The sequence below is a fragment of the Streptomyces sp. NPDC048751 genome (assembly GCF_043198595.1).
Taxonomy (GTDB): Bacteria; Actinomycetota; Actinomycetes; order Streptomycetales; family Streptomycetaceae; genus Streptomyces.
The window spans coordinates 927,334-950,736 of sequence record NZ_JBICUX010000002.1 but is presented as its reverse complement, the minus strand read 5'-3'; the positions used below and the strand labels follow the sequence as shown (position 1 = coordinate 950,736).

General features: G+C 71.9%; 20 protein-coding genes, 2 pseudogenes and 1 riboswitch. Of the genes and pseudogenes, 8 read left to right on the top strand and 14 right to left on the bottom strand.

Going from position 1 to position 23,403, the window contains the following annotated elements:
* Positions 1-12: 12 nt before the first annotated feature.
* The 8 genes from ACGFNV_RS11410 to fahA form a co-directional block, all read right to left on the bottom strand.
* Positions 13-2,877, bottom strand: a complete 2,865-nt coding sequence (locus ACGFNV_RS11410; protein WP_393621504.1) for a fumarate reductase/succinate dehydrogenase flavoprotein subunit — start codon at positions 2,875-2,877, stop codon at positions 13-15.
* A 23-nt stretch (positions 2,878-2,900) separates the two neighbouring features.
* The gene (locus tag ACGFNV_RS11405) at positions 2,901-3,698 is read right to left on the bottom strand and encodes an ABC transporter ATP-binding protein (RefSeq protein ID WP_393621376.1); all 798 of its coding nucleotides are present in this window, start codon (positions 3,696-3,698) and stop codon (positions 2,901-2,903) included.
* Positions 3,682-4,575, bottom strand: coding sequence for an ABC transporter permease (locus tag ACGFNV_RS11400; RefSeq protein ID WP_393621374.1), 894 nt, complete (start codon positions 4,573-4,575; stop codon positions 3,682-3,684). Before ACGFNV_RS11400 ends, ACGFNV_RS11405 begins: the two co-directional genes overlap by 17 nt.
* Positions 4,572-5,915 (bottom strand): ABC transporter substrate-binding protein, encoded by a 1,344-nt coding sequence (locus tag ACGFNV_RS11395; protein WP_393621373.1) that lies wholly within the window; start codon positions 5,913-5,915, stop codon positions 4,572-4,574. The genes ACGFNV_RS11400 and ACGFNV_RS11395 overlap by 4 nt, the downstream gene beginning before the upstream one ends.
* 14 nt (positions 5,916-5,929) lie before the next feature.
* Complete coding sequence (locus tag ACGFNV_RS11390; protein WP_133927755.1) at positions 5,930-6,157, bottom strand: ferredoxin family protein; 228 nt, start codon at positions 6,155-6,157, stop codon at positions 5,930-5,932.
* 107 nt (positions 6,158-6,264) lie between these two features.
* Positions 6,265-7,053, bottom strand: coding sequence for a GntR family transcriptional regulator (locus ACGFNV_RS11385; protein ID WP_393621371.1), 789 nt, complete (start codon positions 7,051-7,053; stop codon positions 6,265-6,267).
* 224 nt (positions 7,054-7,277) lie between these two features.
* Positions 7,278-8,216: a M56 family metallopeptidase gene (locus ACGFNV_RS11380; protein WP_393621369.1), complete on the bottom strand. Its 939-nt coding sequence runs from the start codon at positions 8,214-8,216 to the stop codon at positions 7,278-7,280.
* 181 nt (positions 8,217-8,397) lie between these two features.
* Positions 8,398-9,633 (bottom strand): fumarylacetoacetase, encoded by a 1,236-nt coding sequence (gene fahA, locus ACGFNV_RS11375; RefSeq protein WP_393621367.1) that lies wholly within the window; start codon positions 9,631-9,633, stop codon positions 8,398-8,400.
* Positions 9,634-9,897: 264 nt separating this feature from the next.
* Between fahA and ACGFNV_RS11370 the strand changes: the two are divergent.
* From ACGFNV_RS11370 to ACGFNV_RS11360, 3 genes and pseudogenes are all read left to right on the top strand, one after another.
* Positions 9,898-10,128 (top strand): annotated as a pseudogene (locus tag ACGFNV_RS11370) (ATP-grasp domain-containing protein); the annotation flags it as partial.
* Between the two features lie 48 nt (positions 10,129-10,176).
* Positions 10,177-10,344: pseudogene (locus tag ACGFNV_RS11365) on the top strand (NAD(P)/FAD-dependent oxidoreductase); the annotation flags it as partial.
* A 142-nt stretch (positions 10,345-10,486) separates the two neighbouring features.
* Positions 10,487-11,317 (top strand): HAD family hydrolase, encoded by an 831-nt coding sequence (locus tag ACGFNV_RS11360; protein ID WP_393621365.1) that lies wholly within the window; start codon positions 10,487-10,489, stop codon positions 11,315-11,317.
* Between the two features lie 10 nt (positions 11,318-11,327).
* Here the strand turns inward: ACGFNV_RS11360 and ACGFNV_RS11355 are convergent, their stop codons facing one another.
* On the bottom strand, positions 11,328-11,813 hold the full coding sequence (locus ACGFNV_RS11355) for a transglycosylase SLT domain-containing protein (protein WP_393621364.1): 486 nt from the start codon (positions 11,811-11,813) through the stop codon (positions 11,328-11,330).
* A 4-nt stretch (positions 11,814-11,817) separates the two neighbouring features.
* Positions 11,818-11,992: riboswitch (cyclic di-AMP (ydaO/yuaA leader) on the bottom strand.
* A 549-nt stretch (positions 11,993-12,541) separates the two neighbouring features.
* Between ACGFNV_RS11355 and ACGFNV_RS11350 the strand changes: the two genes are divergently transcribed.
* The 4 genes from ACGFNV_RS11350 (at position 12,542) to ACGFNV_RS11335 (ending at position 17,108) form a co-directional block, all read left to right on the top strand.
* Positions 12,542-13,552, top strand: a complete 1,011-nt coding sequence (locus ACGFNV_RS11350) for a polyprenyl synthetase family protein (protein ID WP_393621362.1) — start codon at positions 12,542-12,544, stop codon at positions 13,550-13,552.
* 407 nt (positions 13,553-13,959) lie between these two features.
* Positions 13,960-15,201 carry an outer membrane lipoprotein carrier protein LolA gene (locus tag ACGFNV_RS11345; RefSeq protein WP_393621361.1) on the top strand — a complete coding sequence of 414 codons (1,242 nt, stop codon included), beginning with the start codon at positions 13,960-13,962 and terminating at the stop codon, positions 15,199-15,201.
* Between the two features lie 46 nt (positions 15,202-15,247).
* Positions 15,248-16,222 (top strand): ABC transporter ATP-binding protein, encoded by a 975-nt coding sequence (locus tag ACGFNV_RS11340; protein WP_393621359.1) that lies wholly within the window; start codon positions 15,248-15,250, stop codon positions 16,220-16,222.
* Positions 16,209-17,108: an ABC transporter permease gene (locus ACGFNV_RS11335; protein ID WP_393621358.1), complete on the top strand. Its 900-nt coding sequence runs from the start codon at positions 16,209-16,211 to the stop codon at positions 17,106-17,108. Before ACGFNV_RS11340 ends, ACGFNV_RS11335 begins: the two co-directional genes overlap by 14 nt.
* A 3-nt stretch (positions 17,109-17,111) precedes the next feature.
* Here the strand turns inward: ACGFNV_RS11335 and ACGFNV_RS11330 are convergent, their stop codons facing one another.
* Genes ACGFNV_RS11330 through ACGFNV_RS11320 form a run of 3 tightly spaced genes read right to left on the bottom strand, consistent with a single transcriptional unit; the run spans position 17,112 to position 19,458 of the window.
* On the bottom strand, positions 17,112-17,699 hold the full coding sequence (locus tag ACGFNV_RS11330) for a flavodoxin family protein (RefSeq protein ID WP_393621357.1): 588 nt from the start codon (positions 17,697-17,699) through the stop codon (positions 17,112-17,114).
* A 44-nt stretch (positions 17,700-17,743) separates the two neighbouring features.
* Positions 17,744-18,946, bottom strand: coding sequence for an amidase (locus ACGFNV_RS11325; RefSeq protein ID WP_393621356.1), 1,203 nt, complete (start codon positions 18,944-18,946; stop codon positions 17,744-17,746).
* Between the two features lie 2 nt (positions 18,947-18,948).
* The gene (locus tag ACGFNV_RS11320; RefSeq protein WP_393621355.1) at positions 18,949-19,458 is read right to left on the bottom strand and encodes a DUF6668 family protein; all 510 of its coding nucleotides are present in this window, start codon (positions 19,456-19,458) and stop codon (positions 18,949-18,951) included.
* A 206-nt stretch (positions 19,459-19,664) separates the two neighbouring features.
* Here ACGFNV_RS11320 and ACGFNV_RS11315 point away from each other — a divergent pair, with 206 nt between their 5' ends.
* Positions 19,665-21,221, top strand: a complete 1,557-nt coding sequence (locus ACGFNV_RS11315; RefSeq protein WP_393621353.1) for a tetratricopeptide repeat protein — start codon at positions 19,665-19,667, stop codon at positions 21,219-21,221.
* A gap of 39 nt (positions 21,222-21,260) precedes the next feature.
* On the opposite strand, the gene ACGFNV_RS11310 is transcribed toward ACGFNV_RS11315, so the two are convergent.
* Entirely contained in the window at positions 21,261-22,214 is a 954-nt protein-coding gene (locus ACGFNV_RS11310; protein ID WP_393621351.1) for a M28 family metallopeptidase, read from the bottom strand.
* Between the two features lie 171 nt (positions 22,215-22,385).
* Positions 22,386-23,354, bottom strand: coding sequence for an EamA family transporter RarD (rarD, locus tag ACGFNV_RS11305; RefSeq protein ID WP_393621349.1), 969 nt, complete (start codon positions 23,352-23,354; stop codon positions 22,386-22,388).
* Positions 23,355-23,403: the final 49 nt, after the last annotated feature.

The window sequence follows — 23,403 nt, the reverse complement described above, 5'->3', positions numbered from 1 at the left end:
GCGGGGGCACCGTCACAGGGCCCGTGCCGCGTACGCCCTGACGTCGGCGTCCGAGTCCGTCGTCGCCGTGGCGAGGGCCGCGCGGGCCTCCTCGGCGGAGGTGTGCCGGGTCAGGGCCAGGACCGCCGCCTTTCGGACGTCGGCGTTCGGGTCGGCGAGCGCCTTGGCGAGGGCCGGGACGGCGACCTCGGGTACGGCGGCCGACAGAGCGGTGGCCGCACCGGCACGGACCTGCCAGGCCGGGTCAGTCAGCGCGGCCACGGCCCGTTCGGCCAGCGGGGCCGGGCAGCCGGCGGAGGCCAACGCCTCGTAGGCGGCGCCGCGTACGAGGGCGTCGGAGTCGTGGGTGAGGGCGGTGAGGGCGGACCGGAGGGCGTCTGTGTCGGGTACCGCTGGGGGGTGGACCAAGGCTCCGGCCGTTGCGGAAGCCTGACCTGAGTCATCGTCCCCCGCCGGAGCCTCGTCCGACGCCCCGGCCGCCAGTGTCCCCAGCGCCTTGGCGAAGGTGACCCGGACTTCGCGGGACGGATCCTTGGTGGCCGCCTGGGCCAAGGGCACGACCGCGTCGACCGAGACGAGGGCGCGGACGGCCTCGATGCGGACGGATGGGTCGGAGTCGGCGAGGGCGGTGGTGAAGAGGGGGGCGTCGCCGAGGCGCAGGGCGCGCAGGACGTCCAGGGCCGTGGCGCGGACGACCGGGTCGGCGCCGCCGGACACCGCGGCGGCGAGACGGCCGCGCAGGGCGGGCTCGGGCGGCAGCGTCTCGACGAGTTCGCGCAGTGAGGCCGCCGCTGCGGCGCGGACGCCGGCGTCGGTGTCCGCGAGCGCCGCGGCGAGCGCCGGGCCGGTCCCGGGCGGCACCGTCTCGGTCAGAACCGTGACGGCCGTGCGGCGGACGGCGGGCTCCGCGTCGGTCAAGTAGCAGTCGAGAGCGGAGAGTTCGGGCTCCTCCTCGGCGAGGGCGAGGAGAGCGACAAGGCGGGGCGAGGTCGGCACCTCCCCGTCGGCCTCGGGGTGAGCGGCTCCCGCGGACGTGGCGGGCTCCTGACCGGGCGGTACCGGAGCCACCGGCGCCACCTCACGCGCACCGGCCGTGGCCACCTGCTCGGGGTGGACCTCGCCGAGATGACGGGAGGCACCGCCGACCGGGGTGAACTCGTCGATCGGAACCAGATACGGAGCCACGGGACGGGCCGTGAACTCCATCGCACCGGAGGGGGACTTGTGCAGGTCGAGGTGGTGGAACCAGGACGTGTCGTCGCGCTGGGGGTGGTCGAGCCGGTCGTGGTAGAGACCCCAGCGGGACTCCGTACGGGCCAGGGAGGCGCGCGCCGCCATCTCCGCGCAGTCACGGATGAAGGTGACCTCCGCGCACCGCATCAACTCGTGCGGGGTGCCCGCGCCCATCGCGGCGATGTCGTCCCGCATCCGTTCGAAGGCCTCCAGGGCCAGGGAGAGACGGGCGCCGGACTTCGGCGGGGCCACGTAGTCGTTCACGAAGCGGCGCAGCTTGTACTCGACCTGGGGCTGCGGCGGCCCGTCCGGGTTGCGCAGCGGGCGGTAGATCAGCTCGTGCGCCTCCCGAAGCTGGTCAGGAGGCAGCTCCCCGTCGTACGCCGCGTACTGGGAGGCGTCCGCGCCCGCCAGGTCCCCGAACACGAACGCGCCGATCATGTAGTTGTGCGGGACGCAGGCGAGGTCGCCGGCGGCGTACAGGCGGGGGACGGTCGTACGGGCGTGGTCGTCGACGCGTACGCCGGAGGCCGAGTGGCCGCCGCACAGGCCGATCTCGGAGATGTGCATCTCGACGTCGTGGGTGCGGTAGTCGTGGCCCCGTCCGGAGTGGAACGTGCCGCGGGTGGGGCGCTCGGTGGAGTGCAGGATCGACTCCAGGGCCGACACCGACTCCTCCGGCAGGTGGCTCAGCTTCAGGTAGACCGGGCCGCGGTCCGAGGCGACCTCCGCCGCGAATTCGGCCATCATCTGGCCCGACCAGTAGTCGGAGTCGACGAAGCGTTCGCCGTGCCGGTTGACCTGGTAGCCGCCGAAGGGGTTGGCGACGTAGGCGCAGGCGGGACCGTTGTAGTCCTTGATCAGCGGGTTGATCTGGAAGCACTCGATGCCGGTCAGCTCGGCGCCCGCGTGGTACGCCATCGCGTAACCGTCGCCCGCGTTGGTCGGGTTCTCGTAGGTGCCGTACAGGTAGCCGGAGGCGGGCAGGCCCAGGCGGCCGCAGGCACCGGTGGCCAGGATCACCGCGCCCGCGCGGACGGTCACGAACTGGCCGGTGCGGGTGTTGAAGCCCGCGGCCCCCACCGCACGCCGGTCCGCGCCCTCGCCCGCCGTCAGCACGCGCACCGGCATCACCCGGTTCTCGATCCGGATCCGCTCCCGCATCTCGCGCCGCCGCAGCTGCCGGTACAGGACCTTCTTGACGTCCTTGCCCTCCGGCATCGGCAGCACGTAGGAGCCGGAGCGGTGGACCTGGCGGACCGCGTACTCGCCGTGCTCGTCCTTCTCGAACTTCACGCCGTACGACTCCAGCCGCTGCACCATGGCGAAGCCACGGGTGGCGGTCTGGCGGACGGTGGACTGGTCGACGATGCCGTCGTTGGCGCGGGTGATCTCGGCGACGTAGTCGTCGGGCTCGGCGCGGCCGGGGATGACCGCGTTGTTGACGCCGTCCATGCCCATGGCGAGCGCGCCGGAGTGACGGACGTGGGCCTTCTCGAGGAGCAGCACGTTCGCGCCGTGCTCGGCGGCGGTGAGGGCCGCCATGGTGCCTGCGGTGCCGCCGCCGATGACGAGGACGTCGCAGGTCAGTTCCTCGGCGTCGGCGAGCGCGGGGATCTGCAGAGGGGTGTCCGGGGTAGCCACCAGGATGCCTTTCACGTGCTGTGTCACGTACTGAAGGAAGTCAGGACGTCGCGTCGCAACGCCACCCGCGCGGGGTCGTCGTGCGCCGTGCGCTCCCGCGGGCGCGGTACGTCCCGTACGGCGTGGAGGCCGCCCGCGCCGAGGAGGGCCACGCGGTCGCCCAGGAACAGCGCCTCGTCCACGTCGTGGGTGACGAAGACGACGGTCGCGCCGGTGCCGTGCAACACCTCCACCAGCAGGTCCTGCATGCCGGCGCGGGTCTGCGCGTCGAGCGCGCCGAACGGTTCGTCCATGAGGACGGCGCGCGGCTGTCCGGCCAGGGCGCGGGCCAGTTGGGCGCGCTGGCGCTGGCCGCCGGAGACGCGGTGCGGCAACTGGCGGGCGGACTCGGCGAGTCCGACCCGGGCCAGCCACGCCTCGGCCTGGGCGCGTCGCTCGGAGCGAGCCACCCCCCGGATGGCCAGCGGGAGTTCCACATTGGCGCGCAGGGTGCGCCAGGGGAGGAGGGCGTCCTCCTGGAAGATCAGGGCGCGGTCGCCGGAGGGGCCGGGCAGCGGGCGCCCGTCCTGGGTGATCTCCCCGGCCAGTGGGGACAGCAGGCCCGCCAGGGTGCGCAGCAGGGTGGACTTTCCGCAGCCCGAGGGGCCTACGACGGTGAGGATCTCGCCGGGGGCGACGTCCAGGTCGACGCCGGCCAGGGCGGGGGCGTCCGGGCGGCCCAGGGTGGCGGCGTGGAGCGTGAGGCGGGTGCCGCGCGCGGGGGCCTCCGAGGCACTCGCCGCCTTGGCGGGCGCCGTCCGCGTCTCAGACGAGGTGCTCATCGCGTGCCTCCTCGGCCTCGCGTGCGGGGGTGGGAGTGGGCTGCGGCCGAGTGGGCGCGACGGTTCGGGCTCGGGCGCCGGGCACGTACGAGGTGCGCGGCAGCCAGCGGGTGAGGCGGCGGCCCAGGAGTTCCACGGCCGTGGAGGTCAGCCAGCCGAGCACGCCGATGGTGACCATGCCGACGAACACGCCCGGGTAGTTGACGATCGTGTAGTCCTGCCAGGTGCGGTAGCCGACGCCGTACTGGCCGGAGATCATCTCGGCGGAGATCACACAGATCCACGAGACGCCGATGCCGACCGACAGACCGCCGAAGATGCCGGGCAGGGCGCCCGGCAGGATCACCGAGCCCAGAATCCGCCACCGGCCGCCGCCCATGGTGCGCACCGCCTCCTCCCACACGGGGATCAGCGCGCGGACCGCGTGCCGGGTGGAGACCAGTACCGGAAAGAAGGCGGCGGTGAAGGTGATGAAGACGATGCCCTGTTCGTTGGAGGGGAAGAGGAGGATCGCGACGGGGACCAGGGCGATCGCCGGGATGGGGCGGACTACCTCCAGGACCGGGCCGAGCAGGTCCTCGGCGAGCCGCGAGCGCGCCACGAGCACGCCCGTCGCCACGCCCAGCACGGCGGCGAGCAGGAAGCCGGTGACGATGCGGGTGAGGCTGTCGGTGAGGTCCGTCCAGTAGTCGGGCCCGGACAGGCGGTCGGCGAAGGCACGGGCGACGTCGGTGACCGTGGGGAACTGCGAGAAGCGCAGCCAGAGGTCGACGTCCAGGCTGGTCAGGAGCTGCCAGAGGCCGAGGGCCGCGGCGAGGGCGGTCACCCGCAGCGCGTACCGGCCGATCGGCCGCCGGTACAGGGGGGTGCCGGTCATGAGGCACGCCCCAGAGCGTCGTCGTACGTGATGACACGTGCCCCGCCGTGGCCGGCGACGTACGCCTGGGCGGTCGCCGGGGCGACGAAGGGCAGCAGTCGGTCGCCGTCGGCCACCCACACCGCCTTGTCGGCGAACCAGAGGGTGCCGGTGGTGGCGTCGGGGACGTAGGCCGCGCGGATGCCGTCACGGTGCTCGGCGACGTAGCCGAGCAGTTCGGCGGGGGTCTTGAAGGTCTGCGTCTGTGTGGCGCCCTTCGGCCAGACCTCGCTCGTGGCGGGCGGCGGCGAGGAGGCGAGCTGCTTGGTGTACGACGAGCCGAGGGCCTTCTTGACGTACTGGTCGTCGACGAAGGAGTCCACGTCCACGTCACCGGTCAGCTTGGCCGCCTTCAGGACGGACACGTCCTCCTTCAGGGCGGAGACGAGCTGCGGCTTGACGGCCGGGTCGAAGGTGGAGATGCCGTGGGCGCCGTTGTACAGGTAGACGACCTCGGCGGGCAGGCCGGTGGCCTTGGCGACCTTTCCGGCGGCGTCCACGGGATGGCCGTCGAGGTAGTCGGTCGCCTCCGCCTGGGCCTTCAGGAACGCCTCGAGGACGGCCGGGCGCTTCTTCGCGAAGTCCTCGCGGGCGGTGACGCCGTGGAAGGTCGGCAGGTCGAGCTGGGCACCGTCGTAGAGAGCCTTCGCCTTGCCTTGGAAGGCGAGCAGGCCGGGCCAGGCGACGAACTGGGAGAGCGCGTCCACGCTGCCTCCCACGAGGGCCGAGGCGCCCACCGCGGGCTGCTGGTTGAGCTTCTCGATGCCCTTCTCCGGGTCGATGCCGGCGCGCTGCAGGGCTCGCACGAGAGTGCCGTCGGCGGCTGAGCCGACGCTCGTCGAGACCTTCTTGCCCTTGAGGTCCTTGAGGGAGGTGAGCTGGGAGCCGGGCGCGGTGACGATGGTGTTGAGGCCGCCGCGGAGGTTGTAGCCGGTGACCGAGACCAGGTGGGTGGGGCGGCCGAGCTGCTTGCCCCGGGCCGCGTTGATGAGCAGCGGGAAGTCACCCATCGACCCGATGTCGATCTTCCCGGCGGTCATCTGGGCGGTGATGGGGGCGCCGGTGGCGTAGTCCTGCCAGTCGACCTTGTAGGTGTGGCCGTCGTGCAGGGCGTTGAGCTGCTTCTCGAAGTAGCCCAGCGAGCGCAGCAGGGTGCCCGCGGTGACGGTGTTGATGGTCTTGGACTGGTAGCCGACGGTCACCGTGACCGTGGAGCCGTCGTCCCCGGCCGCCGCGTTGCCGCCGCAGGCGGTGAGGGGCAGGACCAGGAGGGAGGCAGCGAGGAGTGCTTTGTGCTTCATGGGGTGGGGGCCTCTCACCGGAGCAGATAGGGCATGTTGACCGTGACGGCTCCGGTGGGACAGCGGGCCGCGCACGGGCCGCAGTACCAGCACTCGTCGACGTGCATGTACGCCTTGCCGTTGTTCTCGTCGATGGCGAGGGAGTCCAGCGGACACATGTCCACGCAGAGCGTGCAGCCGTCGATGCACTTCGACTCGTCGATGGTCACGGGCACGTCGGCCCGCTGGGGCACCAAGGGCATGGCTGTCTCCAGAGATTTCCTGAGATTTCCCGCGCGGCAGTGAACCGGTGAGGTCCTGCCGAACGATGAAGGGGTGAAGGCGGGACGAGAGGAAGGCGAAGGGGGTGTCAGCAGGAGCGGTGCAGCAGACCGCTCATCGTGATGCGGTCGCCGCGGAAGCGGATGAACTCCAGGTCGACGGGGCGGCCGTCGGCGAGGTGGGTGAGGCGTTCCAGCATCAGGACCGCCGCTCCGCGCGGGGCCTCCAGTACGGCGGCGGAGTTGGCGTCCGCGTTCACCGCCTCGAGGGTGATCTCGGCGTGGCCGAGGGGTCGGCCGGTGATGGATTCCAGGAGGCGGAAGACATCGGTGTTCTCGAGGTCGCAGTCGAGGAGGGCGGTGCCGATGTCAAGGGGGATGTAGGTGAGGTCGAGCGAGAGGGGGAGACCGTTCAGGCGGCGCAGACGTTCGATGTAGAGGACGTCGGCACCGGCCGGGACACGGAGGCGGTCGGCCACCGGTGCGGGTGCGGGGACGGGGCCCATGGTGCGGACCTCGTTGGTGACGTTGCCGTGCTCGCGCAGGGTTTCCGCGAGGCCCATGAGGCGGTCGAGGCCATGGGGGTACTTCTGGGCCACGACCACCGTGCCGACGCCGGGTTGGCGTTCCACGAGCCCCTCCGCGCGGAGGAGGTCGAGGGCCTGGCGGACGGTGTTGCGGGAGGCGCGGTAGTCGGTGGCGAGGATGGTCTCGTGCGGCAGGGTGCCGGCCGTGAAGCCGCCGGTGAGGATCTGGTGGCGGAGAAGGTCGGCGAGTTGCCGTGCCTGATCGGCGCGCAGCCGACGCCGCGCACGGTGGGCGGCGACGGTGGTCGCGCCCTGGCCGGCGTGGTCTCGGATGCGGTCGGTGGGCGGCATGGCGGAACCATATCTACCCGGTAGGGATAGTGGTGTTGCGGAAGTGTTGCGCCAGTCTTCGAGGCGTCAGATAACGAGCTGACCTGGTGTTTCTCTGGCTGGGCAGCAAGATCTGCCACTTGCCGTCCCACCGTGCCCGCCACCACCGTTCCCGTCACCGCCGTGCCCGCCACCACCATGCCGGTCACCGCCGTGCCCGCCAACGCGCGCCGCCGCCGACCGCGCTATCCCAGTGCTGTCAGCCCGGGGGCGAAGGTGATGAGCAGGGGCAGCAACGGCACCAGCGCCGCCACCGTGGTCGTCAGGGCCCTGTGCCTGCGGCCCAGGCGCGGGGGCGGTTCGAGGAGGCGGTCGACGCGTTCGCCGAGGAGGCGGTGGCTGGAGGCGCAGGACAGGACGCCGCGGTGCTGGTTCAGCTCGATCAGGGCCAGGGCCGTCGTCAGGTGGCCGCAGCGGCGGGAGGCTGTGTCGTCGGCGGCGAGTTCGACCAGGCGGTGGGTCTGGTCGCAGAAATGGGCGAAGAGAGGGATACGGGGGAAGCCGGTGGCAAGGGCCGTGGAGAGGTGCAGGAGCCAGTCGTGGTGGGCGCGGGCGTGGCCGCGCTCATGGGTGAGGACCGCGTCGAGCTGGTGGGCGGTGAGGCGGTGCAGGGCGCCGGTGGTGACGATCAGCTGGGGCGGGTGGCCGGGCAGCCACCATGCGTCGGGGTACTCGTCCTCCAGCACCAGCAGCGGACCACGGGCCGACCCCAGCCCTGCGGGCAGGTCGGGGGCGCGTTCACGCAGGTGGGCGCGGGCCCTGCCGCGGCGCCTGCGGGCCTCGACCAGTTCACGGGCGAGCATGGCGGTGGTCCACGCGGCACCGCAGGCCAGCAGCAGGGTCAGGGCGGCCGCCCAGGGCGGCGTGGTCGAGAGGTCGTACGCCTCGGTCACCGCCTCCGGCGCGGGCGCGAAGACATGGGCGCGGACGGTGTGGAAGACGGCGGCCGCGCCCAGCATCAGGGCGGTCAGGCAGCACAGCAGCACGGTGGCGACCAGGCACTGCCACACCCAGAGCGCCACCACGGGTTCCCGCTCCGGCCACACCGCCCGGGTCAGCGCACGCGGGACCGGCACGGCGGCCGTCAGAGCGACGACGCTCAGCAGGAGCAGGCAGACGGTCATGCCACGGGCTCCGGATCCTGGTCGGAAGGCGGGAGGAGTGGGGCACTGCGGGGTACGGGGGTGTGGCTCGGGTGCGCGGGGAGCGCGGTTCATCGCACGGTGGGCGGCCTCGTCCAGGGGCGCCCGCCGCCAGTATGACGGTGGGCGCCCCCGGAGTCAGCCCGATGCGTGCGGGGCCGGGTCACCCCGGCAGGATCCGTCCCGTCACCTCGCCCAGGCCCACCCGGACGCCGCCCGGGCCGGGGGCCCAGGCCGACAGGGTCACCACGTCGTCGTCCTCCAGGAAGGTGCGCTTGCCGTCGGGGAGTTCGAGGGGGTCACGGCCGTTCCACGTCAGTTCCAGCAAGGAGCCGCGCTCGCGTTCGGTGGGGCCGCTGACCGTGCCCGAGCCGTAGAGGTCGCCGGTGCGCAAGGAGGCGCCGTTCACGGTCATGTGGGCGAGTTGCTGGGCGGCCGTCCAGTACATGGTGGAGAAGGGGGGCTCGGAGACGACATGACCGTTGACGGCGACCGAGATCCGCAGGTCGTAACCACCGGGCTCCTCCTGCGCGTCGTCCAGATACGGCAGCAGAGAGTGGGTGCGCTCCGGGGGTGCCACCCGTGCCTCCTCCAGCGCGTCGAGCGGGGTGATCCACGCGGACACCGACGTGGCGAAGGACTTGCCGAGGAACGGGCCGAGGGGGACGTACTCCCAGGCCTGGACGTCCCGAGCGGACCAGTCGTTGAGGAGGCACAGCCCGAAGACGTGCTCGCGGAAGGCGGACAGCCCCACCGGCTTCCCCCGCTCCGAGGGCACCCCGACCACGAAACCGACCTCGGCCTCGATGTCCAGGCGGACCGACGGGCCGAAGACCGGCTCCGGGTCCGAGGGGGCCTTGCGCTGGCCCGACGGCCTGACGACGTCCGTGCCGGAGACGATCACCGTGCCGGAGCGGCCGTGGTAACCGATGGGCAGATGCTTCCAGTTCGGGGTCAGGGAGTCCGCAGCGTCCGGGCGGAAGATGTGGCCCACGTTCCGGGCGTGGTTCTCGGAGGCGTAGAAGTCGACGTAGTCGGCGACGTCGAAGGGCAGGTGCAGGGTCACCGAGGACAGGGGGTGGAAGAGGGGCTCGATGACGTCCCGGTGGGAGGGCACCGTGACCCAGGCCGTCAGCGCGCGCCGTACGTCCGACCAAGCGGTGCGGCCTGCGGCCAGGAGCGGGTTCAGCGAGGGCTGGGCGAGGAGGGAGGCGTACGGCGAGCCGAGCGCGCGTGCGGCAGCGCCCGCGTCGAGGACGTGGTCGCCGAGGCGGACGCCGACCCTGCGGTGGGCCGGGTCGGAGCCGGCGGGGGAGGAGGGAGAAGAGGGGGAGAAGACGCCGTAGGGAAGGTTGTGCGGGCCGAAGGGGTCGCCCTCGGGGACGTCGAAGGGGGGCATGGGGTGGCTGCCTCACTCTCATCCGGGCCATGCGTGCGATGGGTCCCACGAGGTCTCCGGAAGGGTTCCGGAGGGATTTCACGTGGTCGCGCCACACGTTACGGCCGAGGTGCCGACCTTGGGCAGGGCCTAAAGGGTTTGCAATGTCCGGATAGCTCTTGTCGGACGGTGCAATTCCGGCTTAGCCCCCTTTGGGGGTACACGGACGGTTTGGGTCCGGCCCGTGGGGAGACGTGGGGGCCCGTGGCCAGTCATGCCGTCAGCGTGCCGTTCGAACCCGACCGGGAAGTGCCGGGCTTGATCGTCAAGTTCGGCGACTACCCGCTCCACCATGGCGGCGTCGGTGCCATCCGCACCCTGGGCCGGCTGGGGAGCCCGATGTATGCGATCGCGGAGGACCGCTGCACACCGGCTGCTGTCTCCCGGTACCTGGAACGCGCGTTCGTGTGGCCGACGACGGGCACCGAGGAACCGGACCGTCTGGTGGACGGGCTGCCATGGTGAGCCGGCGCGACCACATGCCCGCGGGCATGCTCCTGGGCGAGCCGCGGCACACCCGAGCTGGGCGCGGGATACGTGTCGTCGGTGCCCGGGCTGTACTTCACGGGGCTGCCGGCCGCGGCGTCGTACGGCCCAGTGATGCGGTTCGTGTGCGGCACGGAGTTCGCCTCACCGAGGCTGGCGTGGCATCTTGCGGCGGCGCACGGCTGAGCCGGAGGGAGGCGGGCACCCCCTGGGGGTGAAAAGCCGATCGTCGCAGGGGAGTTGAAAGTGGTGGCTGGGCGGCGGTGGGGGCTGCCGCCGTCCGGTTCGCACTGAGTGAAGGGGGGTGTCCTGTCCGTATTCTCTGATCATGGCCGCACCCACCGCATCTGACGAGCGCACCGCGTACTCACTCATCGCCACCGACCTGGACGGAACGCTGCTGCGCGGCGACGACACCGTCTCCGACCGGTCCTTCGCCGCGCTCGCGCGGGTGGCACGGGCGGGTGCCCAGCACCTCGTCGTCACGGGGCGGCCGGCGCCCCGGGTGCGCCCGCTCCTCGACGACCTCGGCAGCGGGGGGCTCGCGGTGTGCGGGCAGGGCGCACAGGTCTACGACGCCGGCGCGGACCGGCTGTTGTGGTCGGTCACCCTGGACCGGGAGCTGGCGGAGACGGCGCTGGAGAAGGTGGAGGCCGAGGTGGGGCAGGTGTACGCCGCGGTCGATCAGGACGGCGTCGGAGGGCTCACGCTCATCGAGCCCGGGTATCTGATGCCCCACCCGACCCTGCCCGCCGTACGGGTCGGCCGACGCGCGGACCTGTGGTGCGCGCCGATCAGCAAGGTCCTGCTGCGCCATCCCGACCTGTCCGACGACGAGTTGGCGGCGACGGCGCGCGGAGTGGTCGGCTCCCTCGCGACGGTCACCATGTCGGGCCCGGGAACGGTCGAACTCCAGCCGTGCGGCATCACCAAGGCCACCGGCCTGGCGCTGGCCGCCGAACACCTGGGCCTGAGCCCGGCGGACACGATCGCCTTCGGTGACATGCCCAACGACATCCCCATGTTCGACTGGGCGGCCCGAGGCGTCGCGATGGCCAACGCCCACCCCGAACTCAAGGCCATGGCCGACGAGATCACCGAGTCGAACGAGGACGACGGCGTCGCCGTCGTCCTCGACAGACTGTTTCCCGAAGGCTGAGGGGCAGGCCCTAGTACGCGCCGAAGACGTTGTCGATCGAGCCGTAGCGCGCCGCCGCGTAGTTGCAGGCCGCGGTGATGTTCGCGATCGGGTCGTAGGGGTCGAACGACGTGCCGGGCACGTGGTAGGCCCGGAACGTCGGGTCGATGACCTGGAGCAGGCCCTTGGACGGGGTTCCGGCGGCCGCGTTGGAGTCCCACAGGTTGATGGCGTTGGGGTTGCCGGAGGACTCGCGCATGACGTTGCGGTAGATCCCGTCGTAGGAACCGGGGATGCCCCGCTCGGCCATGATGGCGAGCGACGCCCGGATCCAGCCGTCGAGGTTGTTGGGGTAGCCGGTGACGGCAGCGGTCGTCAGGGCCGCCGGGGTGGCGGCCGAGGCACTGGTCGCGCCGATGAGCGGCAGCGCGAGCACGGCGGCGCCGGTGCCGGCGACGGCGAGGGTGCGAACGAGTCGGGACGTGCGGGTGCGGCGGGGCAGGCCGGCAGTGGGCATGGCGAATTCCTCTCCGGCGCCTGCGAGGTGAGCTGTCGGGTTCGGGCTGGGAGGTGCCCGGCCGGGCCGCCGTTGGGCGACGCGGCTTCACCCCTAGCCGGTCCGGTGCGATGTCCGGCCCGGCGACTTACCTGGGTCCCCCGCTCCTGCCGTATGCGAGTGTTCGTCGATGGGTGGCTGCGGGCGGCGGCAGGATGAGGCGTCCGCCCGACAGGCCGGGAACGTATGCGAGAGCACATGTCGGGAACAAGTGGTGGATTGACGTCTCGCCCCATTGACCTTGGTCTGAGGCGTATGGGGTGCTTGATCCTTTGCGGTTGCCAAGGCTCAACTCGGGGATGGGCAAAGGGGAGAGTCGGTGCACTGCGCCGTGTCCGAACAGGCCCGAACGTGACCCAATTCACTGCTCGCATATCCTCAGCTCATTTGCCGCCAAGGGGAATTGGGAAATCAATTGCGGCAAATCGGGCAGCGTGCGTCTGTGGCCGGATGGTGACCGCCGGGTGGGGCATGAATCACTGCTCGCGGGTAAGGCGATGGATGTCCTGTCATATCGGATGATCAAAGACATAACGCCTGATTCCGTACCGTCCGGACGGTACGGAATGTGGGAGGGCGGGGGGCATCAGTGATCGAAAGGTGACCGGATACGCTGACTTGAGTGATGGCAGCGACCTATCGACAAACCATGTAAGCGCCGGTAGACACCAGCAGACAGGAGACCCCTCGTGACCGTCGTCGGGCCGTTCGGGCTGAGCGTGCGGGACCAGGCTCTGGAAGCCGATGTCCAGGCCGGAATGGCGGCCGTCGAGGAAGGTTTGCTCGAAGCCACCAAGAGCGAGGTCCCGTTCATCACGGAGGCCGCGCAGCACCTCGTACGAGCGGGCGGGAAGCGTTTTCGGCCACTTCTCGTGATGCTCGCGGCGCAATTCGGTGACCCTTACGCGCCGGGGATCGTGCCGTCGGCGGTGGTGGTGGAGCTGACCCACCTCGCCACGCTGTACCACGACGACGTGATGGACGAGGCCGAGGTGCGACGCGGGGTGGACAGCGCGAACACGCGCTGGGGCAACTCCGTCGCGGTCCTCACCGGCGACTTCCTGTTCGCGCGGGCCTCGCACATCCTGGCCGACCTGGGACCGGAGGCGGTCCGGGTCCAGGCGGAGGCGTTCGAGCGGCTGGTCACGGGCCAGATCCTGGAGACGGCGGGTCCCACGGACGGGCGCGACCCGGTCGAGCACTATCTGGACGTGCTGGGTGGCAAGACCGGCTCGCTGGTCGCGGTCTCGTGCCGCTTCGGGGCGATGATGTCCGGCGCCGACGAGACCGTGGTCGACGTCCTGACGCAGTACGGCGAGCGGCTGGGAGTCGCCTTCCAGCTCGCGGACGACGTGCTGGACATCGCCTCCGACTCGCACGAGTCGGGCAAGACGCCGGGGACGGACCTGCGCGAGGGCATCCCGACCCTGCCGGTGCTGCGGCTGCGCGAGCGGGCGGCCCGGCTCGGGCTGGCCGAGGACATCGCCCTGTGCGAACTGCTGGACTCCGACCTGACCGACGACGCCCGGCACGCCGAGGCGCTGGCGGCCCTGCGCGCGCATCCCGCACTGGAGCAGGCGCGGCAGGACACGATCCGGTACGCGAAGGAGGCCCGGGCCGCGCTGGCACCGCTGAAGGAGTGCGACGCGAAGATCGCACTGATGGAGCTGTGCGACGCGGTGGTGCACCGGGCCGGCTAGGCCCCCTGCGTTCCCTGCCCCCGCCCTCGCCCTGCCCCCGCCCTCGCCCCGCGCCCGGCGCATCCCCTACGTCCCCTGTGTCCCAGTGTGTCCTCCGGAGTCGCTCGCCCTCTCGGAGTATCTGACGCCTTGTGGCGTATGTCACAGCGCTGGGCAAGGTTCGGTGCGCGTGGCGGCGTCAGCCCGTCCGACCCCTAGGGGTCGGGAGGAGGCGCCTCCACCCCATGTCATACCGCAGGCGTACGCGGAGTTGAGTCCGAGGGTTGACGAATCCCCTTGGCGGATTTGGTCAGATGGACACCACGGAAAACACCACTCCTCACCGATTCGGGTGAGAATGGCTGCTCGGGGTGGAACACGGACACGCGGGACGAGCAGCCGCCGCCGACGACGGAGGTAAGGCAGACATGGCACCGTACGCATCCGACGACAGCACGACCGCCGGGGAGGGCGACGACCTGCGCGCCGGACGGCGCAAGGCCGCGCGGTACGTGGTCCCGGTCGCGGTCATGGGAGTGGCGGCGGCGACCATCGGGCTCGTCCCGGCGCTCGCCGACTCCGGTGACCCCGACCTGCCGAAGATCAGCGCACAGCAACTCATAGAGAAAATCGCCAAGTCGGACGTACAGCAGCTGTCCGGCACCGTGAAGATCAGCACGGACCTGGGGCTGCCCGACCTGGGCGGACTGGAGAACGGCCTCCTCTCCGGTGCCACACGCTCGGGCGGCGACGGCGGATCGTCCGCGGATCCGTCCGCCAAGCTCACCGAACTGGCCTCCGGCACGCACACCGTGCGCGTCGCCGCCGACGGCCCGGACAAGCAGAAGCTCTCGCTGCTCGAGAACGCCGCCGAATACAGCCTGATCCACAACGGCAACGACGTCTGGGGCTACGACAGCAAGTCCAACGAGGTCTACCACGGCACGTCCTCGGACGCTGCCGACAAGGGTGACAAGGGCGACAAGAGCGGCAAGAGCCGGGAAGACGTCCCCGCCACCCCCAAGGACCTCACCGAGGAAGCCCTGAAGTCGGTCGACGACACCACGTCCGTCACCGTCGACGGCACCGTCCAGGTCGCCGGCCGGGACGCCTACAAGCTGCTCGTCAAGCCGAAGCAGTCCGGTACCACGGTCGGCGCGATCAGCGTGGCCGTGGACGCGAAGACGGGGCTGCCACTGAAGTTCACGCTGACCCCGGCGCGCGGCGGCGCGGCCGTGGTCGACGCCGGCTTCACGCAGGTCAGCTTCGACAAGCCGGCCGCCTCCACCTTCGACTTCACCCCGCCGAAGGGCGCGAAGGTCACCGAGGACGAGAACGCGGGCCACGAGAGCGCCGACCGCGGGCAGCGCGGCCCGAAGTCCGAGGAGGACCTCGGCAAGGAGCTCGACGGGATGAAGACCATCGGCGAGGGCTGGAACTCCATCGCCACCTTCGACACCGGCGGCGAGGGCGTGCCCTCGGGCACCGAAGCCGGCGGTGACCTCGGCGGGTTCCTCGGCTCCCTCGGCGACCAGGTCAGCGGGAAGTTCGGCAAGGGCACCGTGTTCTCCACCCGTCTGGTCAACGCCCTGATCACCGACGACGGCAAGGTCTACGTCGGCGCGGTCACCAAGGACGCCCTGGTGAAGGCGGCGAACACCGCCAAGTAGGCACCGTGCGCCCGGAGTACGGGCGTACGACGAATCGAGGGAGCACATGGACGAACCGTCCGCCACGGAGCCGGAAGAGGCGGGTGCGCGGGACGGCGTGATCGCCACCCGCGCGCTCACCAAGCGCTACCGCGGCGGACAGCTCGCCGTCGACGGGCTGAACCTGTCCGTCCCGGAGGGCAGCGTCTTCGGCTTCCTCGGTCCGAACGGCTCGGGGAAGACGACCACCATCCGCATGCTGATGGGGCTCATCGCACCCACGTCCGGCTCGGCCCGCGTCCTGGGGCACCCCATGCCGCGGGCCACCCGGGCCGTCCTGCCGCACGTCGGCGCGCTCATCGAGGGGCCAGCGCTGTACGGCTTCCTCTCCGGCCGCGACAACCTGCTGCGCTACGACGCCGCCGACCCGGTCGCCGATCCGCGCACCCGGCGTACGCGCGTCGCCGCGGCGCTGGACCGGGTGGGCCTGACGGCGGCCGCGGGCAAGAAGGCGAAGGCGTACTCCCTCGGTATGAAGCAGCGGCTGGGGCTCGCCGCCGCCCTTCTCCAGCCCCGCCGGCTGCTCGTCCTGGACGAGCCGACCAACGGCCTCGATCCGCAGGGCATGCGGGAGATCCGTTCCCTGGTACGGGAGCTGGCCTCCGACGGCACGACCGTCTTCCTCTCCTCCCACCTCCTCGACGAGATCGAGCAGGTGTGCACCCATGCGGCGGTGATGGCCCAGGGCCGGCTCATCACCCAGGGGCCGGTGGCCGAGCTGGCGGCGGGTGCGCGGGGCAAGCTGGTCGTGACCACACCGGACACGGGAGAGGCGGCCCGGGTGCTGAAGGAACAGGGCGTCGGGGACGTCGTGATCGCCGAGGACCGGGTGACCGGCGAGCCTCCGGAGCGCGACCTCGCCGACGTGAACGCCGCGTTGGTGACGGCGGGCGTCCGCGTCCGCGGCTTCGGCGTCGAAAGGGCCTCCTTGGAGGACGCGTTCGTGGCGCTCACGGGGGAGGGGTTCGATGTCGCGGGCTGAGGTCATGTCGCGGGGCGACGCCGTGCGCAGGCCCAGTCCCCTGTGGACCCTCGGACTGCTGCGCAGCGAGCTGCTGACCACCCTGAGGCGCTGGCGCACGCTCGCGCTGCTGGGCGTGCTGGCGGCCGTGCCGGTCCTCGTCGGGATCGCGGTGAAGATCGAGACGGGTGACGGCTCGTCGGCCGGTTCCGGCGGAGGCGGCGGTGGGGGCGGAGGCCCGGCCTTCATCGCGCAGATCACCAACAACGGCCTGTTCCTCGTCTTCACGGCACTGGCCGCGACCCTGCCGTTCTTCCTGCCGATGGCGGTCGGCGTCATCGCGGGCGACGCGATCGCCGGTGAGGCCAACGCGGGCACCCTGCGCTACCTCCTGGTCGCACCCGCCGGCCGTACCCGCCTCCTGCTCACCAAGTACGCGACCACGATGGCGTTCTGCCTGCTGGCCACTCTCGTGGTCGCGCTCTCGGCGCTGGCGGTCGGTGCGGTGCTCTTCCCGCTGGGCGACCTGACGACGATCTCCGGCACCCGGATCTCCTTCGCCGACGGCCTGGGCCGGGCCCTGCTGATCGCCTTGGTCGTCGCCGCGTCCCTGATCGGGGTCGCGGCCCTCGGGCTGTTCGTCTCGACGCTCACCAACAGCGGTGTCGCGGCGATGGCGACGACCGTGGGCCTGCTGATCACGGTCCAGATCCTCGACCAGATCCCCCAGCTCCACGCGATCCAGCCGTACTTCTTCTCCCACTACTGGCTGTCCTTCGCCGACCTGATGCGCGACCCGGTCTACTACGACGACCTGCTGAAGAACCTCGGCCTCCAGGGCCTGTACGCGGCGGTGTTCGGTTCGGCGGCCTGGGCACGGTTCACGGCGAAGGACATCACCGCGTAGAAGTCAGGCCGTCTGGTGCGGGAACCTCGCGAGCGGTGTCTCGCCCGCGAAGAACGTCTTCGCCCGGGCCAGCGCGCCCTCGTCGTCCAGTACGTCACCGCGCCGGCTGCCGTTGCCCAGCAGGACCCCGCCGAAGTGCATGCCCATGTACGCGGCCGAGTTGTTCAGCGTGCCGATGAGCGGGTCGGCGACGGAGAACTCGGTGTCGGCGAGCGCGGCGACGCCCCAGAGGGTCCGCCCGGCCAGCGTCGCCTTGAAGTCCAGGCCCGGGGTGCGCAGCCAGCCCGACCAGTGGTCGAGGTAGCGCTTGGTCTGCGCGGACACTGAGTACCAGTACAGCGGGGACGCGATCACGATGTCCGTCGCCGCGAGCGTGGCGTCGAGCAGCAGCGCCGGGGCGCCTTCGGTGGGACGGACGTGGTCGCTGTCGCGCCGCAGGTCCACGAAGTCCGGCAGCGGGTCCTCGGTCAGGTCGATCCACTGCTGTTCGACGTCCGAGGGGAGTTGCTCGGCCGCCCGGCGTGCCAGCAGTTCGGTGTTGCCCTCGTCGCGGCTGCTGCCCAGTACGAACAGGAAGCGGCGGGTCGTCATGGAGCCCCCAAATGGTCGGCGTGCATCAATTGCACGCCTCTACATTAAATGCGCATGCATTCATTCGTCCAGGTGTACCCCACTCCCGTCTCCGCCGCCCGCGCCACGCCGAGCAACAACGCCTCCCGCCCGTGCCGCGCCACCACCTGCAACCCCACCGGGCAACCGTCAGCGCCCAGACCCGCAGGGATGCTCAACGCCGGATGCCCGCTCAGGTTGAACGCCCAGGTGAGCGCGGTGGAGTACCGCTCGCCCGGCCCGTCGTGGCCGTGCGGGTCGTTCGGCGTCGTAGGCGTCAGCAGCAACTCCGCGTCGGCGAAAAGGGCGTCGAGCCGCCGGTCGTTCCCGGCCCGGAGCCGGTGAACCGCGTCGAGGTCCGGGGCGCCGGGGGAGCGCAGGGCGAGCCAGGCGGACGCGGGATCCTCGAGGCGCGGGGGCGTGCGCGGCCGTAGAAGCCGTACGACACCGGCGTCCGCGAGCCGCAGAGCCGCGGCATGCGCGAGCGCCACGGGCTCCGGGTCGGGGTCGGCGAAGCCGAGGTCGGGCGACCAGACGGCGGTGGGGACGGTGGACGGACGACACAAGTCCCCCCGCACGTCCTCCCGCAAGTCCCCCCGCATGTCCTCCCCCGACATCACCCGCCAGTACGCCGCCACGTCCGACGCGTGCCGGGCGAGCACTCCGGGCGCGGCCAGCCCCGTGCGGTCCGGGGTCGGCAGGTGGCCGTTCGTCGTCTTCAGGCCAACGACCCCGCACCAGGCCGCCGGTATCCGCACCGACCCCGCCCCGTCGCTGCCGGTCGCCAGCGGCACCAGACCGGCGGCCACCGCGGCCGCCGAACCGGCCGATGAGCCGCCCGGTGTACGGTCGGCGCGCCAGGGGTTGACGGTACGGCCGTGGCGCCCGAGTCCCCAGGTCTGCCAGACGGTTCCGGGCCCGGGCACGGAGGTCGCGCCCACCGGCACGCACCCGGCCGCGAGGAGCGGTTCCGCCGTGCGCAGCCCGTGCCGCCCCTTGACGCCGATCGGCACCCCGGCCAGTGGCGGCCGCTCGCCCGCGGCGACCCGCGCGTCCACCTCGCGGGCCCGCCGCAGCGCCGTCTCCTCCCACACCTCGGCGAACGCGCACAGTTCGGGATCGGTGCGCCCGATCCGCTCCAGCGCCGCGGCCACCACGTCGACGGCCGACAGCCGCCGGGACCGTACGGCCGCGGCGATCTCCCCGGCCGACGCCCGTCCACCGGCCATGCTCAGCGCGCCCGGGCCCCTGTGAGACGGGCCAGGGCCGCCGTCTCCCGTGGTGGTTCCCCGCTCAGATCGCCGAGGCGCCAGGCGGGCACCCACGGCACGCGGTACACGTCGATGACCGACTCCACCAGCCGGACATGGCGGACGAGCGGGCGCGGCAGCCGGCCCGGCGCGTCCGCGACGAGCACGACCGAGTCGAGGTCGAGCCCGTACGGTGCCTGTCCGCGCCGGAACACCTCGACGGTACGCAGGGCGGCCTCGAGTCCGGAGAAGTGGGTACGGGCCACGAGCAGGACCGACGCGGGGGCGCCGGGGCCGGGCCAGTCACGTCCGCAGTCGTGGCCGCCGTAGACGGTCGCGAGGGTGGAGACACCGGCCCCGCCGTGCGTGGCGACCCAGGAGAAGCGCCGGTCGGTGAGTGACGGGTCGGGTGGTTGCTCCTCCGGTGCGGGCACGGGGCCGCGCAGCCAGATCTCGGGACCCTGCCGTGCGTCCGTCGCCGTCGTCGCCATCCCCGCGTTCCTCCTTCGTCACCCCGGCCACTCCGTCCGACCAGCCCGATCCTCAGGGCTCGGGGACGGTTCTGTGATGAAGGGTAGGTTCCTGGTGCGAGGCTGTGACGCCGTGGTGACGCGCGGACCGGGGGCGACCGGAGAGACTCGACAGTACGTGGACGACGGGGCCGTGGCGCCGAGAAGTACAGGTGAGTGAGGAAGCGATGTCTCGACTCAGTCGCGAGAAGAAGCGGGAAGAGCAGCGGGCCGTGCCGACGGCGGCGCCCGTGGTGGCACCGCTCGACGTCCGCGTCCCCGGCGACGGTCCGGGAGCGGGTGGCGCGTCGATCGGTGGCGTACCGGTCGCCCCCGCCCCCGGCCAGGAGATCCAGCACGCCGTCCTGGCCCACCTCCACCGCATCGCCCTCGCCTCCGGCCACCCCGTCCTCGCCCACGTCCACGACGAGCGCATCGGTTACGTCGTCCCCCTCCGCATGGACCCGGACGGCTCCACCCACTTCACGGCGGAACCCGCGCGGATGCGTCCGGCGGAGGAGCACGGAGTACCGGGTGAGCAGGGGGACGTGGGGCTGGGCGGGGGCGAGGCGCCGACCGAGCTGTTGCCGACCGTGGCCGGCGCGCAGCCGGATGCGGCGGAGGCTCAGCCGCCGGCGGGCTTCGGGAACACCGCGCCGCCCGCGCCTCCCATGCCGGCGCCTTCCACGCCGCCCGCGCCCGCCGAGCCGCGTGATCTGCCGACGCACCTGTTGCGGGCGACGCCGGAGCCGGTCAGGGATGCCACGCCGACCTTCCCCCTGCGGTCCTTGGCCGACACCGAGAAGGGCGTACGGCCCGATCCCACGACGTTCCCGTTGCGAGCGGTGCCCGAGTCGGCGGAGCGTACGGACGGTCCCGGCACACCCACCGCTCCCGGTACCGTCTCCGCCCCCACGGGCACCTTCGGGCCGCCGCCCGCCATGGACGTACAACCGGAGCCCGCGCCCGAACCCGAGCCCGCTCCCTCGGCCGACGTGCCCCCGCGGCCCGAGCCCGCCGCGTTCGTGGACGTGACCCCGCCGACCGGCCCCGCCGCGTTCGTCGACGTGACCCCGCAACCCGAGCCGGCTCAGTTCCTCGACGTGACCCCGCAACCCGCGCCCACACCCGCGCCCGAGCGCAAGCCCGCGCCCGCGCCCCTCATCGACGTGACCGCCGAACCCGAGCCCGACCCCAAGCCCACCCCCGCGCGCGGGTTCGACGCGGTCGCCGAGGCCGTACTCGGCGACGATCCTCGTACCGCACCCGGCGACGGCTCCACCCCGGCCCTCCTCGCCGAACCCGTCGCGCGGATCAACGAGGCGGTGAAGGCGGGCCGGACGGACACGGCGGCGCAACTCGCGGAGCACACCGTCGCCGAGGCGTCGGTGTCGCTGGGACCGGAGCACCCCGAAGTGCTGCGGCTGCGCGAACTCACCGCGTACATCGCCTACCTGGCGGGCGACGCGCTCCGCTCCTTCCACCTCTCCCTCGACCTGGCCCGCATCCACCGCCACGCGAGGGACACCGAGGCCGCGTACGGCAACATCCAGAGCGCGGCTTCCGCCTGGCGTGCCGTACGCAACCCGGTGCAGGGCCTGTCGCTGGGTTACGACCTCATCGGCCTGTGGACCGAGCTCGTCGCCGAGGGCGGACCCGCCGCCGACGACCTCGGCCAACTGGAGTCGGCCCGCACCCGCATGGGCCGCCTCGAGGTACGCGCCCGCGACGCGGGCGTCCGATGAGTCCCCACGTGACCTACGCGGCTCACCAGGCCCACCGGCCTACGACGCCAGGTTCCACACCGCGTACGCCACCGCGTCACTGTTGCGGTCCAGCGCGGTGTCGTTGATGTTGGACGCGCTGTCGCAGGACGAGTGGTAGCAGCGGTCGAAGGCCTGTCCCGCCGTACCGCCCCACTTGGCCGCCTGCGCGGACGTCTTGCGGTAGTCGGCGCCGCTGAACAGTCCGCCGACGGGTACGCCCGCGTTCTTGAACGGCGCGTGGTCGGAGCGGCCGTCGCCCTCGGTCTCGATCTCGGTCGGGATGCCGAGGCCCGCGTAGTAGTCCTTGAAGGTCTTCTCGATCGTGGGGTCGTCGTCGTAGACGAAGTAGCCCGGGTTGGGCGAGCCGATCATGTCGAAGTTCAGGTATCCGCTGATCTTCGCGCGGTTGGCGGAGGAGAGGTTGTTGACGTAGTAGCGCGAGCCGACCATGCCGAGCTCCTCCGCTCCCCACCAGGCGAACCGCAGGTGCTTGGTGGGGTGGTAGTCGGCCCGTGCGACCGCCAGCGCGGTCTCGAGGATCGCGGCGGAGCCGGATCCGTTGTCGTTGATGCCGGCTCCCGCGGTCACGCTGTCCAGGTGTGACCCGGCCATGACAACCTGATTGCTGTCGCCGCCGGGCCAGTCCGCGATCAGGTTGTAGCCGGTGCGGCCGGAGGAGGTGAACTGCTGGATCGCGGTGGTGAATCCGGCGGCGTCCAGCTTGGCCTTGACGTAGTCCAGCGAGGCCTTGTAGCCGGCCCGGCCGTGCGCGCGGTTGCCGCCGTTGGCGGTGGCGATGGACTGGAGCTGGGCGAGGTGTGCCTTGACGTTGGCCACGGGGATGTCGGGCGCGGCTGCCGCCGCGGCCGACTCGTGGACGGGCGCGGCGCCGGCGATGGATCCGCCGGCCAGCAGCGAGGCGGCCGCGACGACGGCGGTGGCCGTCGCCCGCCCGGAAACGGAGAGCTTCATGTGGGGGCTCCGAATTACCGAGGGACACCCATGGGATGGCACAGGTAATCCACACTGAATGGGGTGCATGGATCGTGAAGCTCTGGCCAACTCTCCGTCAAGAGCGGTATTCAGTCAGGGGGTTGGAGGTTCGGGGGTTCGGGGGTTCCCAGGTTCGGGAGTCCGGCGCCCTTACGCGTCCACGCGCGGCGAAGCCGGCACCGCTGCCGTGCCCGCCGCTCCGGACGCCGCGAGCGCCGCCGCCGCCCGTGTCCGCCGTGCGGTGCGCCACGCGTCCCCCGTCAGCAGGGTCAGCGCCAGCCAGACCAGGGCGAACCCGGCCCATCGCTCGGGCGGCATGGCCTCGTGGAAGTACAGGATGCCGAGCAGGAACTGGAAGACGGGCGCGAGGTACTGCATCAGCCCCAGCGTGGACAGCGGCACCCGGATGGCGGCGGCGCCGAAGCAGACCAGCGGCAGCGCGGTGACGAGGCCGGTCGAGGCGAGCAGCGCGGCATGGCCGACGCCTTCGGTCGCGAAGGTGAGGCCCCCGTGCCCGCCGAGCCACAGCAGGTAGCCGAGCGCGGGCAGGAACTGGACGGCGGTCTCGGCGGTCAGCGACTCGACGCCGCCGAGGTTGACCTTCTTCTTCACCAGACCGTAGGTGGCGAAGGAGAAGGCGAGGCAGAGCGAGATCCACGGCGGCCGGCCGTAGCCGATGGTGAGGACGAGGACGGCGGCGAACCCGACACCCACCGCGGCCCACTGCACGGGCCGCAGCCGTTCCTTCAGCAGCAGCACGCCCATCGCGATGGTGACCAGGGGGTTGATGAAGTACCCGAGTGAGGCTTCGACGACGTGCCCGCTGTTCACGGCCCAGATGTAGACGCCCCAGTTGACGGTGATGACGGCCGCCGCGACCACGACGAGCCCCAGCCTGCGCGGCTGCCGCAGCAGCTCGCCGGCCCAGGCCCAGCGCCGTACGACGAGGAGCGCGACGGCGACGAAGGCGAGGGACCACACCATCCGGTGGGCGAGGATCTCCACCGCCCCGGCGGGCTTGAGCAGCGGCCAGAAGAGGGGGACGAGCCCCCACATGCCGTAGGCCGCGAGACCGTTCAGCAGTCCTATCCGCCGCTCGCCCTTCGACGTCCCGCTCATGGGCCCCTCCCTCGTCACGACCTGCGCAGAGCATGACGGTAGCGCCGAG